14 protein-coding genes and 1 other RNA gene are annotated in these 15190 nt (G+C 74.4%); 5 read left to right on the top strand and 10 right to left on the bottom strand.

The annotated features are described in order from the left end of the window. Positions 1-148 precede the first annotated feature (148 nt). Positions 149-898, top strand: a complete 750-nt coding sequence (locus AB0D44_RS26520; RefSeq protein WP_362595399.1) for a bifunctional DNA primase/polymerase — start codon at positions 149-151, stop codon at positions 896-898. 160 nt (positions 899-1058) lie between these two features. Here the strand turns inward: AB0D44_RS26520 and yaaA are convergent, their stop codons facing one another. Then, complete coding sequence (gene yaaA / locus AB0D44_RS26515) at positions 1059-1862, bottom strand: peroxide stress protein YaaA (RefSeq protein ID WP_362595397.1); 804 nt, start codon at positions 1860-1862, stop codon at positions 1059-1061. Positions 1863-2015: 153 nt separating this feature from the next. On the opposite strand from yaaA, the gene AB0D44_RS26510 reads away from it, so the two are divergent. Beyond that, the gene (locus AB0D44_RS26510; protein ID WP_362595395.1) at positions 2016-3458 is read left to right on the top strand and encodes an RNB domain-containing ribonuclease; all 1443 of its coding nucleotides are present in this window, start codon (positions 2016-2018) and stop codon (positions 3456-3458) included. A 25-nt stretch (positions 3459-3483) separates the two neighbouring features. Here the strand turns inward: AB0D44_RS26510 and AB0D44_RS26505 are convergent, their stop codons facing one another. Together AB0D44_RS26505 and AB0D44_RS26500 are read right to left on the bottom strand one after the other, a co-directional pair. Continuing rightward, positions 3484-4311, bottom strand: coding sequence for a hypothetical protein (locus AB0D44_RS26505; RefSeq protein WP_362595393.1), 828 nt, complete (start codon positions 4309-4311; stop codon positions 3484-3486). After that, complete coding sequence (locus tag AB0D44_RS26500) at positions 4308-5042, bottom strand: MerR family transcriptional regulator (RefSeq protein ID WP_362595391.1); 735 nt, start codon at positions 5040-5042, stop codon at positions 4308-4310. Before AB0D44_RS26500 ends, AB0D44_RS26505 begins: the two co-directional genes overlap by 4 nt. 78 nt (positions 5043-5120) lie before the next feature. Here AB0D44_RS26500 and rnpB point away from each other — a divergent pair. Then, an RNA gene (gene rnpB / locus AB0D44_RS26495) (RNase P RNA component class A) lies at positions 5121-5522 on the top strand. A 290-nt stretch (positions 5523-5812) separates the two neighbouring features. Here rnpB and AB0D44_RS26490 read toward each other — a convergent pair. The 3 genes from AB0D44_RS26490 to AB0D44_RS26480 are packed head-to-tail and all read right to left on the bottom strand — an operon-like array spanning position 5813 to position 8816. Next, positions 5813-7219 (bottom strand): bifunctional RNase H/acid phosphatase, encoded by a 1407-nt coding sequence (locus AB0D44_RS26490; protein WP_362595389.1) that lies wholly within the window; start codon positions 7217-7219, stop codon positions 5813-5815. Further along, positions 7219-7962, bottom strand: coding sequence for a C4-type zinc ribbon domain-containing protein (locus AB0D44_RS26485; protein WP_362595434.1), 744 nt, complete (start codon positions 7960-7962; stop codon positions 7219-7221). Before AB0D44_RS26485 ends, AB0D44_RS26490 begins: the two co-directional genes overlap by 1 nt. Beyond that, a complete protein-coding gene (locus AB0D44_RS26480) occupies positions 7959-8816 on the bottom strand; it encodes a Nif3-like dinuclear metal center hexameric protein (protein WP_362595387.1) in 858 nt (285 codons plus the stop codon). Before AB0D44_RS26480 ends, AB0D44_RS26485 begins: the two co-directional genes overlap by 4 nt. 323 nt (positions 8817-9139) lie before the next feature. Here AB0D44_RS26480 and AB0D44_RS26475 point away from each other — a divergent pair, with 323 nt between their 5' ends. Next, entirely contained in the window at positions 9140-10225 is a 1086-nt protein-coding gene (locus tag AB0D44_RS26475) for a hypothetical protein (RefSeq protein WP_362595385.1), read from the top strand. On the opposite strand, the gene AB0D44_RS26470 is transcribed toward AB0D44_RS26475, so the two are convergent. From AB0D44_RS26470 to AB0D44_RS26460, 3 genes are all read right to left on the bottom strand, one after another. Continuing rightward, complete coding sequence (locus AB0D44_RS26470; RefSeq protein WP_362595384.1) at positions 10212-11153, bottom strand: 3-oxoacyl-ACP reductase; 942 nt, start codon at positions 11151-11153, stop codon at positions 10212-10214. The two genes, AB0D44_RS26475 and AB0D44_RS26470, sit on opposite strands and share 14 nt — an antisense overlap. Positions 11154-11258: 105 nt before the next feature. Then, a complete protein-coding gene (locus tag AB0D44_RS26465; protein WP_362595382.1) occupies positions 11259-12335 on the bottom strand; it encodes a Zn-dependent alcohol dehydrogenase in 1077 nt (358 codons plus the stop codon). A 22-nt stretch (positions 12336-12357) separates the two neighbouring features. Continuing rightward, positions 12358-13212, bottom strand: a complete 855-nt coding sequence (locus AB0D44_RS26460) for a MaoC/PaaZ C-terminal domain-containing protein (RefSeq protein ID WP_362595380.1) — start codon at positions 13210-13212, stop codon at positions 12358-12360. A 246-nt stretch (positions 13213-13458) separates the two neighbouring features. Here AB0D44_RS26460 and AB0D44_RS26455 point away from each other — a divergent pair, with 246 nt between their 5' ends. Next, on the top strand, positions 13459-13818 hold the full coding sequence (locus tag AB0D44_RS26455; RefSeq protein WP_362595432.1) for a DNA-binding response regulator: 360 nt from the start codon (positions 13459-13461) through the stop codon (positions 13816-13818). Positions 13819-13989: 171 nt separating this feature from the next. Here AB0D44_RS26455 and AB0D44_RS26450 read toward each other — a convergent pair whose 3' ends face one another. Beyond that, positions 13990-15186: a lipid-transfer protein gene (locus AB0D44_RS26450; RefSeq protein WP_362595378.1), complete on the bottom strand. Its 1197-nt coding sequence runs from the start codon at positions 15184-15186 to the stop codon at positions 13990-13992. Between the last annotated feature and the right edge of the window lie 4 nt (positions 15187-15190).

Below are 15190 nucleotides of genomic sequence, written 5' to 3'. Positions count from 1 at the left end.
GCGAAACCAAATGGCCGGATTCTGTGGTTATGTGGGGGTTGCCGGTCACCCATCTCCAACCCCCCGGTCACCGAGACCGGTCACCCGGGGCGCAGGATGGTGGGACCATGTGAAGGTCCGCCGGGGATACGGTGAGGTGAGGGGATAGATGGGGTCTGAGTCCGGCCGCGTCAAACGCGGCGAGCAGAGCAGGATTTCCCAGTGGCTGCGCCGGCGGCAGAAACCCGTCGCCGAGGACCCCGGACAAGAGCGCGAGGCGCTCCTCCTGGCCGTCGCCGCCGCCGGCCTGCCGCTCGCACCCGCCGCCCATCCCGCCGGCTACCGGTGTTCGTGCGACCGCATCGGCTGCCCCACTCCCGCGCGACACCCCCTCTCCTTCGCCTGGCAGACCCAGTCGACCACCGACCGCGCCCAGGTCGAACGCTGGGCGCGCAACCAGCCCCAGGCCAACTTCATCACCGCGACCGGCATGGTCCACGACGTACTCGACGTCCCGCTGGAAGCCGGCGCCAACGCGCTCGCCCGCCTGCTGGAAGCCGGCATCGAGGTCGGGCCGGTCGCCGAGTCGGGCGGCACCGGGGACCAGGCGCGGATGCTCTTCTTCACCGCCACCCGCGGCACCCCCGAGGACGAGGACGAGTGGTGGCCCTGCGAACTGGACTGCCACCCCGAGACGATGGACGAGCACCCGGGCCTGCGCTGGCACTGCCGCGGCAGCTACGTCCTGGTCCCCCCGGCGGCCCTGCCCGGTGACCACTCGGTCACCTGGCTCCGTGGCATGGACCACCCCCTCCCGGACCCCCTCACCCTCCTGGAAACGCTGACGGACGCCTGCGCCACGTACGCGGGCACCACCGACCTGACCCCGGCCGCGGTCGCCTGGCCCCTGGGCCGCTAGGCCCCTGGCCCGCCCGGGACCGCTAGGCCCCTGGCCCGCCCGCTGGAAGGCCGGGGCAGGGCCAGGCCCGTGGCCCCAGGGCGGGGCACAGGACAGCAGGAGCGTGCGCGAGTTCCTCGCCTTCGGCCCCCGGCGGGGCCCTAAGGCGGCGAGCCGCGGGTCAGTGGTGGATCTGGGTCACGACCACGTCGAGGGACCAGGCCTTCGCGGCCTTCGCCGGGGCGTCGGCCTCGACCACGTAGCCCAGGTCCCGCAGGGCCTCGACCAGCTCGGCCGGCGACGCCGGAACCGCCCCCGCGAGCAGGAGGTCGCGCACCAGCCGTCCCTTCGTCGCCTTGTTGAAGTGGCTCACCACGGACCGCTTCTCCACGCCGTCCACCATCTGCGCGTGCAGCACCCGCACGGTGGCCGTCCGCCCCGCCACCTCGCCCTTCGGCTTCCAGGCGGATCCGTACGCCGCCGACCGCAGGTCCAGCACCAGCCCCTCCCCGGCGGCCTCGGGCAGTACCTGCGCCATCGGCTCCCGCCAGTACGCCCCCAAGGCCCCGCACCCCGGCAGCTTCACGCCCATCGAGCAGCGGTACGACGGGATCCGGTCCGTGATGCGCACCGCGCCCCACAGCCCCGAGAAGACCAGCAGCGCCTCCTCGGCCAGCGCCCGCGCCGCCGGGGTCAGGTCCGCCAGCCCCAGCGCGTCGTACAGCACACCGGTGTAGATCTCCCCGGCCGGCCGGGCCGGCGCCGACCGCAGCCCCGCGTTCTTGGCGACCTCGCCGCGCAGGCCCTCGCTCAGGCCCAGCACCTCGCGCGCCTTGAGCTCGTCGCCCGCGCACAGCTCGACCAGTTCGTCCAGGACCCCCGCACGGGCCGCGGCGAGACCGGGCAGCGACAGCGACTGCGGCTCCAGGGGTGCGCCGGAGCCGCCGGCGGCCTTTCCTTCGGACGGCGGCAGCAGCACGAGCACGGTGGATCTCCTTCGGTACGACACGACGCGGGGGTGCGGCCCCCCGGCCAGGGTAGACGCCTCGCCGTGCCGCCCGGCCCCCTCGCCCCTGGGTCGTCCCTTCCGGATCTTGCCGGTCAGGCACGAACCGAAGAGACGGCCTACGCTCGGTGCATGCCACGCCGCCAGATGCACATGACCGGCGCGGACGGGGCTGCCCTGCGGGCGGCCCTGCGCGCACTGCGGACGAAGCTGGGCGTGCCGGACGCGTTCCCGGCCGAGGTGCTCGCCGAGGCCGAGCGGGCCGCCCGCGAACCACGCCTGCCCGCCGCCGACGCCACCGACCTCCCCTTCTTCACCGTCGACCCGCCGTCCTCCCGGGACCTCGACCAGGCCATGCACCTGGCGAAGCGGCCGGCCGGCGGCTTCCGCGTCCACTACGCCATCGCCGACGTCGCCGCCTTCGTGGCCCCCGGCGGCCCGCTCGACGCGGAGGCCCACCGCCGCGTCACCACCCTCTACTTCCCGGACGGCAGGGTCCCCCTGCACCCGGCCGTGCTCTCGGAGGGCGCGGCCAGCCTGCTGCCCGACCAGACCCGCCCCGCGCTGCTCTGGCGGCTCGACCTCGACGCCGAGGGCCGGGTGGAGACCACCGACGTCCGCCGCGCCCTCGTGCGCAGCCGGGCCCGGCTCGACTACGAGGGGGTCCAGAAGGCCATCGACACCGGCGCCGCGGAGGAGCCGGTCGCCCTCCTCGAGGACATCGGCCGGCTCCGCGAGGCCCTCGAGGTGGAGCGCGGCGGCATCTCCCTGAACGTGCCCGAGCAGGAGGTCGTCGCGCACGACGGCTCGTACGCACTGGCCTACCGCGCCCCGTTGCCCGCGGACGGCTGGAACGCCCAGATCTCCCTGATGACCGGCATCGCCGCGGCCGACCTGATGCTGGCCGCCGGGACCGGGATCCTGCGCACCCTCCCCCGGGCGCCCGACGGCGCCGTCGGCAGGCTGCGGCGGGCGGCGAAGGCCCTGCGGATCGACTGGCCGCACCACGTCCCGTACGCCGAACTCGTGCGCTCCCTCGACCCGCACCGGCCCGCCCACGCCGCCTTCCTCCAGGAGTGCACGGCCCTGCTGCGCGGCGCCGGCTACACCGTCTTCACCGGCGGCGAGAGCCCGGACCCGGCGATCCACGCGGCGGTCGCGGCCCCGTACGCCCACTGCACCGCCCCGCTGCGCCGGCTGGTGGACCGGTACACCGGGGAGCTGTGCCTGGCGTCGGTGGCCGGGGCCGAGCCCCCGCAGTGGGCGGTGGCGGCACTGGACGCGCTGCCGAAGGAGATGGCGGACGGCGGCCGGCTGGCCAACGCGGCCGAACGGGAGTGCGTGGACCTCGTCGAGGCCGCCGTGCTCAAGGACCGCATCGGGGAGACCTTCGAGGCCACGGTGATCGACGTCAAGGACCACGAACCGCGGGAGGGGACGGTCCACCTGGCCGAACCGGCGGTGGTCGGCCGGGTCGTGTCCGCGGCCCGCGAACTGCCCCTGGGCGAGCGGATCCGGGTCCGGCTGACGGAGGCGGACCCGGGCGTCGCGAAGGTCCTCTTCGCCCTGGCGTGAGGCGGCGGGCCGCGCAGCGGTCCGGCTACACCGGCCGGCGCAGTGCGGTGACCAGCGCGCGCGGGTCGTCCGCGTGGAAGCGGATGGTCCGTGCCCGTCCCCGGGCGCCGAGCGGCCGGACGAAGGGCAGGGGCCGGATCAGCTCCAGGGTCACGGTGGTCTGGCCGCCCACGATCAGGTCGAGCACCCCGTCCTCGGACACCGTGACCAGCCGCCCCTGCGGGTAGCGCCGGTCGACCCGCACCGAGGCCACCGCGTCCGGCGGCACGACGAGGTCGAACAGGGCCCCGTACCGGATCCGCAGGGAGCCGTCGGACCGGACCACGTGCGGGCGGGTGACGCACGCGGCGTGCAGGGCGAGCACGATCAGGATCCCGTACACGTCGAGGACGAGCACCGCCCGGTGGACCGCCGGCCAGGGAATGAGCACGGCCAGCGCGACCGTCTCGATCGCCGACACGAAGAGCATCCCGTACATCATGGCGGTCTGCGGTGACGTGTATCCGGCGGCCAGGTCCCCGGCCCGTACCCCGTGCTGGCGGCGCAGCACCCACCAGCCGAGGGAGGCGGTGGCGCGCAGCTCGTGCCGCAGCAGCCGGCGCACCTGGACGGGCACGACCGTGTGCACGGCCTCCCGCCAGGCCGCCCGGGGCTCCGCACCCAGGGCGCGGGCGCCGGCGTACAGCGAGCGCAGCACCCAGGCCTCCAGCAGGAGCACGGCGAGCACCAGGAGCTCGGACGCCGCCACCGCCCAGGCGGGGGGCCGCGCGCCGGCGACCAGGCAGCAGACCAGCACCAGTTCCCCCGGTATGACGGCCACGGCCGTCATCCGCGCCACCCGCACCCCCTTCATCCCGTCCCCCTCTCCATGGACGCCTCCATGACCATGCGTACGACTTCCGCCTGCGCGGGCGCGTACTCGGCGAGCAGCGCCTCCTTGAACCCGGCGACGACCGGGCCCCGGGCGGGGATCGCGGCGAACACCTCGTCGGGTACGGCCGCGACCAGTTCCGCGGCCAGGACCGGGATCCGCGGATCGTCCTCGGCGGCGTCGGCGAGGGCGTCCAGCCGCTCGTAGAGCGCGAGCACGGCGGGGTCGGCGGCCAGTGACCCGAGGGCCGCGTAGAGCTCTTCGCCGCCGGGGCCCGCGGCGTCGAGGAGCGTCAGGTGCTCGCGGTCCTTGGCGGCGGCCGGCGAATCCGTGGGCGGCGCCTTGGCCAGCAGCGCGGCCAAGGCGGGGGACAGCGGTTCCGCCTCCCCGGGCGGGGCGGCCAGCAGCACGGCGAGGCGGCGCCGGCGCTCGGCGATCTCGGCCTCCTGGCGGGCCAGGTCGGCGTCGAGCTCTTCGAGTACGTCGGCCAGTTCGCGCCCGGCGTCGTCGGCGAGCACGTCCCGGACCTCGTCGAGGCTCAGCCCGAGCTCGGTGAGCCGGCGCACCCGGGCCAGCAGGACGGCGTCGCGGACGCTGTAGGCCCGGTATCCGTTGGGGCGCCGCTCCGGTTCCGGGAGCAGCCCGACGTGGTGGTAGTGCCGGATCGCCCGGGCCGTGACCCCGACGAGCGCGGCGATCTCTCCGATCCGCATGGCCCCCAGTAGAAACCCTGCCGCTGCGTCAAGGTCAAGGGCCGACGGCACAGCCGGTAACATGGTCGCCACGGCAGACGAGTCGGCCGGGCGGCCGCGTCGGGATCTCCGGATCCCGCCGAGGAACGTCCGGGCTCCACAGGGCAGGGTGGTGGGTAACGCCCACCCGGGGTGACCCGCGGGACAGTGCCACAGAAAACAGACCGCCGGGGGCTTCGGCCCTCGGTAAGGGTGAAACGGTGGTGTAAGAGACCACCAGCGCCTGAGGTGACTCAGGCGGCTAGGTAAACCCCACCCGGAGCAAGGTCAAGAGGACCCGTCTTCGGACGGGTCTGCGCGGACGTTTGAGGGCTGCCCGCCCGAGTCCGCGGGTAGACCGCACGAGGCCGGCGGCAACGCCGGTCCTAGATGGATGGCCGTCTCCCCGGCGACCGCGAGGTCACCGGGTGACAGAACCCGGCGTACAGGCCGGCTCGTCTGCCGCCACTCCCCGCAAGGGCGTGGATCCGGCCTCCCACGCGATCACGCAGTGGGGGGCTGTCGGCCCCCGCATTGTCACGGCCCGCGTTGTCACCGCACCCCCGGGTGCGCACCCGGAGTGGCCGGCCCGGCCACCGCACCGCACGCCGCCGAAAGGCGCTACGGCGGCGACTGCGACCCGCAATCACGGACTGCTGCCCCCCACCGAGAGCAGTGGCCCCGGGCCGGAAACACACGAACCCCCGCACGCAGGGCGGGGGTTCGTCTTCCGCGGGTGCGGGAGCAGAGGGCTACCGCAGGTGGGACGTGTCGTTCAGCAGCCGGACCGAGGCGTTGCCGTCCGCGTAGTACGCCACCGCCGACAGCGAGGCCGCCGAGAGCTCCATGCGGAACAGCGACTCCGGCGGGGCGCCCAGGGCGAGGCGCACCAGGATCTTGACCGGGGTCACGTGGGTGACCAGCAGGGCCGTGCGGCCCGCGTGCTCGGCGAGCAGCCGGTCGCGGGTGGCCGAGATCCGCCGGGTGGCGACGGTGAAGCTCTCGCCGCCGCCGGTGGGGGCCGCGCGGGGGGAGTCCAGCCAGGCCTGGAGGTCGTCGGGGAACCGCTCCCGCACCTCGGCGAAGGTCAGCCCCTCCCAGGCGCCGAAGTCCACCTCGCGCAGGCCCTCTTCGACCGCCACCGGGAGGCCGAGGCGGTCCGCGACGACCTGGGCGGTCTCGCGGCAGCGGCGCAGCGGTGACGTGATGACCGTCTGGACGGTGCCGCGGGCGGCCAGCGCCTCGGCCACGGCCGACGCCTGGCGGCGCCCGGCCGGGGACAGCTCGGGGTCGCTGCCGCCGCTGCCGGAGAAGCGCTTCTGCGGGGTGAGCGCGGTCTCGCCGTGCCGCAGCAGCACGAAGGTGGCGGGGGCGCCCATGTCGGGGCCCCAGCCGGGGCCTGCGGTGGCGGGCCGGGGCAGCCCGGTCCCGGCCGTGGCGGCGTGGCCGGGACCGGCGCCGGGGGCCGCGAGCTCCGCCGCCGCACCGGACACCGCTGCCGGGGCCGGAATCAGGCCCGGCTCGGCGAACAGCGTGTCGGCGCCCGCCGACCCGGCGGAGGCGGCGGCGCGGGTGTCCGCCACCGCGGCCGCGCCGAGCCCCGCGGCCGTGCCGGAGGCCATCGCGGCGCGGACGGCCGCGGCGCCCGCCGCGGCGTCCCCGGGCGGGCCTGCGGGTGCCGGGGTCGCGAGGGCGCGCGCGACGCCGTGGTCGAGGGCGGCGGACGAGGCCGACGGCTCCCACTGCTTGCCGCGCTTGCCGGCGTCCATGGCCTCGTTGGCGAGCCGGTCCGCGTGCTTGTTGCGGTCGCGCGGGATCCACTCGTACACCACCTGCGAGCGGGGCAGGATCGTCGCCGCCTCCGCCGCGAGCGGCTTCATGTCCGGGTGCTTGATCTTCCAGCGGCCGGACATCTGCTCGACGACCAGCTTGGAGTCCATCCGGACCAGGACCCGTGCGTCCGGCGCCAGTTCGCGAGCCGCCCTGAGCCCGGCGATCAGGCCCTTGTACTCGGCCACGTTGTTCGTCGCGATGCCGATGTACTCCGCGCGCTCGGCCAGCGTCTCGCCCGTCTCCGGATCCAGGACCACCGCGCCGTAGCCGGCGGGCCCCGGGTTGCCCCGGGATCCGCCGTCCGCCTCCACGACAAACCGCGGCATCAGATGCCCGAGTCGGCCGTACGGACCAGGATGCGGCCGCAGTTCTCGTGGCGCACGACCTGGTCGCGGGCCGCGGCCTTGATCTCGTTGACCTCCGCCATGTCGAGCTCGAGGCGGCAGCCCTCGCAGCGGCGCTGGTACAGGCGCGCGGCCCCGACCCCGCCCTGCTTGACGCGGATCTTCTCGTACAGGGCCATCAGGTCGGACGGCATGGAGCCGACGATGACCTCGCGGTCCTTGGTGACCTTGGCGGCCTCGGCGTCGAGCGCGCCGGTGGCCGCGTCGCGGCGCGCGGTGGCGTCGGTGAGCTTGGCCTCCAGGGCGGAGACGCTCGCGGTGAGCGCGGTGACCCGCTCCTGCGCGCCCTCCAGGCGCTCCATGACCTCCAGGACCACGTCCTCCAGGTCGGCCTGCCGCTTGGCCAGGGAGACGACCTCGCTCTGCAGGTTGGCCAGGTCCCGGGCCGAGATGCCCACGCCGGAGTCCAGGCGCTGCTGGTCGCGGGCCGCGCGCTGGCGCACCTGGTCCACGTCCTGCTCCGCCTTGGTCTGCTCGCGGGCGGCGTCGCTGGCCTGCGTCTGGGCGGCGACGAGCAGATCGCGCTGCTGGGTGAGGTCCTTGGTCAGCGAGTCGACCTCGGCGTGCTCGGGCAGCGACTTGCGCTTGTGGGCGAGCTGAGACAGCCGCACGTCCAGGGCCTGGACGTCGAGAAGTCGGATCTGGTCGGCGGGCTCGGCGTTCAGTTGGGGGCTCCAGAGATAGAAGGGTGTGTGACGGACGGCGCGTGCGCCGTCCACGGGTCGGTGACCGTGCGCGAGACGTGGGTCCGCAGACCCCATCCGTGGCGCTCGGAGATCGCGTCGAGCTGGGCCGCGGCCTGCTCGCACCAGGGCCACTCGGTGGCCCAGTGGGCGGCGTCGACGAGGGCGAGCGGGCTCTGCTCGCGGGCCTCGGAGACCGGGTGGTGGCGCAGGTCGGCGGTCAGGAAGGCGTCCACGCCGGAGGCGCGGACCTGCTCGAAGAGGCTGTCGCCGGAGCCGCCGCTGACGGCGACGCGGTGGATCAGGGCGTCCGGGTCGCCGGCGAAGCGGATGCCCTGGGCGGTCTGCGGCAGCCAGGCCGCGGCGCGGGCGGCGAACTCGCGCAGCGTCTCGGGGTGGTCCAGTTCGCAGATCCGGCCGAGGCCCCGGCGGCCGGTGGGGTCGGTGGGGTCGGGCACCAGCGGGCCGACGACGCGCAGGTCCAGGGCGCCCGCGAGGGCGTCGGAGACTCCGGGGTCGGCGGTGTCGGCGTTGGTGTGGGCGACGTGCAGCGCGATGTCGTTCTTGATCAGCGTGTGCACGACGCGGCCCTTGAAGGTGCCGGCCTCGACGGTGGTGGTCCCGCGCAGGTAGAGCGGGTGGTGGGTGACGATGAGGTCGGCGCCCAGCTTCAGGGCTTCGTCGGCGATCTCCTGTACGGGGTCCACGGCGAACAGGACCCGGGAGACCTCGGCGTCGGGATCGCCGCAGACGGTGCCGACGGCATCCCACTGCTCGGCCCGCGAGGGGGGCCAGAGAGCGTCCAGCGCGGCGATGACTTCAGAGAGACGGGGCACGGGCCAAGGCTACCGTCCGTGGCGCCCGCCCCACGGCCCGACCGCTCGTCGGTTCCTGGAGGCGGGCCTCCGCTCCCGGACGCGGACGCCGCGCAGGTCGACGCGTACGCGATCGGCGGCAGGCCGCGTCCCTCCGCTCCGGGCCGACCCGGCCGTCCGCGGCGCGCAGTCGGCGGCCCGGAGGTACCGGGCGCTCCCAGCACAATCGCCTCCCCGCCCTCACGGGAACCGCCGCCCGGCCACCCGTACGTGTGAAGCGGGGTTGGTCCTGTTGTTCGGCAGGAAGTGCGAAAACTAGCTTCCTCACCGGAGGTGACGCACGGATGACTGTCTGTGCCATCGAAACGACGAGCACGGCCCCGTTCACGATCGCCGCGGACGGTGCGTACGCCGCCCGGCTCGCCGGGGACGGTGACGCGCTCTACGCGGAGCGCTGGACCCTGGCCGGGCCCGAGCCGTACGCGGTGCCGCTGCCGCTCGCACAGCCCGAGGAGGCCGACAGCGAAGTGCTGCCGCTGGCCGACGGGCGGGTGCTGATCCACCGGCGGGTGGCGGAGCGGCACGCCTTCGCGCTGCTGTACCCCACGGGCGCGGCAACGGGGCCGCGCACGGGGGAGCTCCAGCTGGGCGGGGTGCAGCGGGAGGACGGCGTACGGGTCCGCCTGCTGCCGCCGTCCCCGGACGGGCACGGCGCCTTCGCGCTGGCCGCGGGCGACGGCGGGACCACGGTCTGGCAGGTGGCCGGGGGCGCCTTCGGGCCGCGGCGGGTGGCCGAGGTCCCGGGACGCTGCTCCGGTGGCGTATGGCTGGACCGGACGGGCCGGCTGCTGGCCCTGGACCGCGAGCTGGACGGGACCACCAAGGCCGTGGCCGTGGACCTGGAGCGCGGCGGCGAGGTGTCCCCGCTGCTCCAGATCGCGGAGGACAGCGAGGACCGGCTGCTGCTGGCCGACCCGGACAGCGGACTGCTGCTGATCCGCTCCGACGCGCCGGGTGAGCCGCGCCTGGGCTGGGGCGTGCTGGGCAGTTCCCTGCCGGTCCGCTTCCCGGAGTGCCTGCGGCACCTGGACGCCACCCCGTTCGCGCTCCAGCCGGGTCAGGCGCTGATGCCGGAGACCTGCGGGGTGGCGTTGCGGATGGGCCCCTCGGGGGAGGGGGGCATCGGCCTGTGGCGCCCCGCCGACCGGCACGTCTTCCGGCTCGGGGCGCCCCACGGCTGGCTGGGCGGTACGGGCCTGTGGAGCCCGCAGGGCCGCCTGCACCTGCCGTACGCGACCCCCGAAGTGCCCTGCGGGATCGTCGGGCTGAGCATGCCGCCCGCCCCTCCCCCGCCGGTCCGCGTGGACCCCGTACCGCCGCCCGCGCCCCGCCCGGTCCCCCTCCAGCAGGCGCCGCTCAGTCGTGCTTGAGGCCCAGCACCTCCGTCGCGGCGAAGGTCTCGTTCGCCGGACGGGAGTCGTAGTACGGGGTCAGGACCTCGTCGAGTTCCTCGTAGGAGAAGGCCTCCTTGGTCGTGTCGAACTTCGCGGCCACCTTGGGACGCTCCATGACGGCCACGATCCCGCCGTGTACGACGAACAGCTGTCCGTTGGCCTTGGCCGAGGCGGGTGAGGCCAGGTAGCCGACGAGCGGGGAGACGTGCTCGGGGGCGAGGGCGTCCAGCTTGCCCTCCTCCGGGACCTGGAAGCCCGCGAAGACGTCCTCGGTCATCCGGGTGCGGGCGCGCGGGCAGATCGCGTTGGCCGTCACCCCGTACTTCGCCAGGGCCAGGGCGGTGGACGTGGTCAGGCCCACGATGCCGCCCTTGGCCGCCGCGTAGTTCGGCTGGCCGGCCGAGCCGCCGAGGAACGCCTCGGAGGAGGTGTTGATGATCCGGCCGTAGACCGGGCCGCCCGCCGCCTTCGACCGTTCCCGCCAGTGCGCGGACGCGAAGTGCGTGGTGTTGAAGTGGCCTTTGAGGTGGACCCGGATCACCGAGTCCCACTCGGCCTCCGACATGGAGAAGACCATCCGGTCACGCAGGATGCCCGCATTGTTGACCAGGACGTCGAGCTTGCCGAAGGCGGAGACCGCCAGCTCGACCAGCTCGCGCGCCTGCTCGAAGTCGGCCACGTCGCCCAGGTGCGCGACGGCCTGCCCGCCGGCGGCGCGGATCTCGGCGGCGACCTCCTCCGCGGGGGCGGCCGAGGCCTCCCCCGACCCGTCCCGGCCCGGCTGCCCGAAGTCGTTGACGACCACGCTCGCGCCGAGCCGCGCGAGCTCGATGGCCTCGGCCCGGCCGAGGCCGCGGCCCGCGCCGGTGACGATGGCGCAGAGCCCCTCAAGTGGCAGTGACATCCGTACGGTTCCTCTCGCGGTGCGTCAAGGCGGTCAGGGCGGTCAGGGCGGTCAGGGCGAACAGACCGGTCGGAGCGGTCAGGGCGGCCGGAGCGTCCGGTGCGGTCACAGTTCGATGCAGGTGCGCAGGGCCACCCCGGTGCGCATCTGGTCGAGGGCGTCGTTGATCTCGGCGAGCTGCACCCGGTGGGTGATCAGGCCCGCCAGGTCCACCCGGCCGGCCCGCCACAGCGCGATGGTGCGTTCGTAGGACCGCAACACGTCGCCGCCGCCGTACATCGACGGAAGGATCTTCTTCTCGTCGAAGAAGAGCGAGAACATGTCGATCTGGAAGGTGTCGTCCAGGGCGCCCGCGCCGACGACGACCACGCTGCCGCCGCGCCGGGTCATCTTGTACGCGGTCTGCGCGGTGGCGGACTTGCCGACGACCTCGAAGACGTAGTCGAAGCCCTCGCCGCCGGTGATCCGGTTCTTGGCGTCGTCGAAGGCGTCGGGGGCCACCGCCTCGGTGGCGCCGAACCGCAGGGCTGCCTCGCGCCGGGACTCCACCGGGTCGACGGCGACGATCTGGGCCGCGCCCTGGACCTTGGCGCCCTGGATGACGGATATGCCGACGCCGCCGCAGCCGATGACCGCGACCGAGGAGCCGGCCTCCACGTCGGCGGTGTTGATGGCCGCGCCGAGGCCGGTGGTGACCCCGCAGCCGATGAGCGCGGCGATGTCGAAGGGCACGTCGTCGGGAATCGGGACGGCGCACGCGGCGTCGACGACGAGCTCCTCGGCGAAGGTGCCGGTCGCGGCGAACCCGAAGATGTCGCCGCCCGCGCGTCGGAAGTTGGGGGTGCCCGCGTTGACCAGGCTCTGCAGGCACAGGTGGCCCTGGCCGCGCTTGCAGGACGGGCAGTGGCCGCACGGCGGCAGCCAGCAGACGAGGACCCGGTCGCCGATCGCGTGGCTGGTGACGCCGTCGCCGACGTCGCAGACGACTCCGGAGCCCTCGTGCCCGGGGACGAAGGGGGCGGGCTGCGGCAGGACGCCGTTCATCGCGGAGAGGTCGGAGTGGCACAGGCCGGTGGCCTTGACCCGGATCTTGACCTTGCCGGGGCCGAGGCCCACGGCCTCCATGTCGTCGACGACCTCGAGCTTGTCCTGGCCGATCTCGCTCTGCAGTGCTGCGCGCACGGTGCGGCTCCTTCTGTGGATGCTACGAGTGTTCGACGACGGTGTCGGCGAGGACCGGCGCGTCGTCGCGGTCGGCGGCGCTCACGGCCACCAGGACGCGGCCGGGCTCCTGCCACATCCGGATGCGCAGCGTCTCGCCCGGGAAGACGATCCCGGCGAAGCGCGTGCGGTAGGCGCGGACCCGGGAGACGTCCCCGCCGAGGGCCGTGTCGACGACGGCCTTGAGGGTCATGCCGTACGAGCACAGGCCGTGCAGGATCGGCCGGTCGAAGCCCGCCAGCTTGGCGAACTCGGGGTCGGCGTGCAGGGGGTTCCAGTCGCCCGAGAGGCGGTAGAGCAGGGCCTGCTCCTCGCGGATCGGCCGTTCCTCGACGCGGTCCGGCGCGCGGTCCGGCAGCTCCTCGCGGACGGAGGGCCCGCGCTCGCCGCCGAACCCGCCTTCGCCGCGTACGAAGATCTGGGCGTCGCTCGTCCACAGCGGCCCGTCGGCGTCCGCGACCTCGGAGCGCAGCACGATCACGGCCGCCTTGCCCTTGTCGTAGACGGCCGCGACCTTGGAGCTGGAGGTGGCCCGCCCCTTGACGGGGATGGGCCGGTGCAGCTCGATGGAGTGGCCACCGTGCAGGACGTTGGCGAGGTTGACCTCGATGCCGGGCTGGCCGAGGCCGCCGAGCATGGCCATGCCGGCGCCGGCGACGGTCGCGAAGCTGGGGAGGACGTGGAGCTTGGACTCGAGGGTGTAGCGCAGCTCGTCGGGGTCGGTGGCCGGGAGTCCGGCGCCGAGGCCGAGGTGGTAGAGCTGGATGTCCTTGTGGTCCCAGCCGATGTCCCCCCGGCGGGGGTCGGCGGCGAGGGCCCTGGCGGCATCGATCGGCATGAGGATGCGGCTCCTTGTTCGTGGAAGACCTCGGTGCGGCCGTCCGCACCGTCGGCCGCACCGAGGTCGTATGCGGGGCCGGCCCGCGGGGCGCGTTCTAGAACGCGTTCTAGGACCGGTGAAGGAATGTATAACGCACGCCCCAGCACTTGGGAAGACTCCTGACTTCGCGTCAGATCGAGTCTTGACGGGGCGTGTTGCGCGCGCGGGGCACGGCGCGGCCCGTAGCCTTCGCGGGTGGAGGAAATGCCCGTGCACCACCGTCCGGCACGCTCCCTGCGGGTGCTGCTGGTCCCGCAGGACCCGGCCCTCGCGCTGCGGCTCGGGCTGCAGCCCGACATCGAGGTGGTGGCCTCGGCCACGGCCCGCCCGGTGGTGGCGCTGGTGCAGGAGGCGACCGCGGTGCCGGCGCTGCTGGCGGAGGATCCCGAGTGCCGGGTGCTGGTGATGACCGGGTCCGCGCACCCGGGCCTGGCGGCGTCGGTCCTGGCGGCGGGGGCGGCGGGGCTGATCCTGCGGGACGGCCCGATCGAGGACGTGGCGGACGCGGTGCGCCGCGCCGCGACGGGCGAAACGGTGATCGACCCCACCCTCTCCGCACCGTAACCCCCCCTGGGCCTGCGCCCCGGCCCCGCGCCTCCCGCGCCGACGGGGCCGGATCCTCCCGGCGGGGCGGGGTTGCGCCCGCGGGGCCCGAGGCCGAGCCGTGGGCCTCGAGCCCGGCCAGGGCGTCGCGGGGCCGGGTCGCAGGCCTTGGCCGGGGCGAGCGGCGGCGGGTCACCGGCGCAGGAGCGTCACCACCGCCGCGCCGCCCAGCCCGATGTTGTGCGCCAGCCCCACCCGCGCCCCCGGCACCTGACGCGGACCCGCCTGCGCCCGCAGCTGCCAGACCAGCTCCGCCGCCTGCGCCAGCCCCGTCGCACCGAGCGGGTGCCCCTTGGAGATCAGCCCTCCGGACGGGTTGACCACCCACCGCCCGCCGTACGTGGTGGCTCCGCTCTCCACCAGCTTCCCGGCGGCGCCGTCCTCGCACATGCCCAGCGCCTCGTAGGTCAGCAGCTCGTTGATCGAGAAGCAGTCGTGCAGCTCGATCACGTCCACGTCCTCGATCCCGAGCCCCGAGGCCGAGAAGACCGCCCGCCCCGCAGCCGCCGACATCGGCTTGCCGACCACGTCGATGCAGGAACCCGACGCGAAGGACTCCTCCGTGTCCGTCACCATCGCCTGCGCGACGATCTCCACCGCCTTGTCGTGCAGGCCGTGCCGCACCACGAACCGCTCCGAGACGACCAGCGCCGCCGCCGCCCCGTCCGAGGTCGGCGAGCACTGCAGCTTCGTCAGCGGCGCGTGGATCTCCTTCGCCGCCAAGACCTCCTCCACCCCGTACACGTCCTGGAACTGCGCGTTCGGATTGTTCGCGGAGTGCCGGTGGTTCTTGGCCCCCACCGCCGCCAGCTGCGCGGCCGTGGTCCCGTACCGCTCCATGTGCTCGCGCGCGGCGTTCCCGAAGATCTGCGCGGTCGGCGGCGACATCTCGAAGCCGTGCCGGGCCGCCATGATCCCGTAGTGCCGGGCCACCGGCGAGGTCGCGAAGTCTCCCCCGTCGGCCCCGCCCCCCAGCGCGCCCCGCTTCATCTTCTCGAAGCCGAGCGCCAGCACGCAGTCGTTCAGCCCGCCCTCCACGAACTGCCGCGCCATCATCAGCGCCGTCGAGCCCGTCGCGCAGTTGTTGTTCACGTTGTAGACCGGGACCCCGCTCAGCCCCAGCTCGTACGCCGCCCGCTGGCCGGCCGTGGAGGCCTGGAAGCAGTACCCCACCGGCACCTGCTCCACCAGCCCGTAGTCCACCCCGGCGTCCGCCAGCGCCGCGCTCCCGGCCTCCTTGGCCATGTCCCAGTACTGCCAGTCCCGCGACTCCGGCTTCTCGAACTTCGTCATGCCGACACCCACGATGTACGACTTGTGTGACTTCATGCCC

Origin of the sequence: Streptomyces sp. NPDC048349, from assembly GCF_040651925.1 — a bacterium.
Lineage (GTDB): Bacteria > Actinomycetota > Actinomycetes > Streptomycetales > Streptomycetaceae > Streptomyces.
This window is presented reverse-complemented; position numbering and strand designations above follow the sequence as displayed.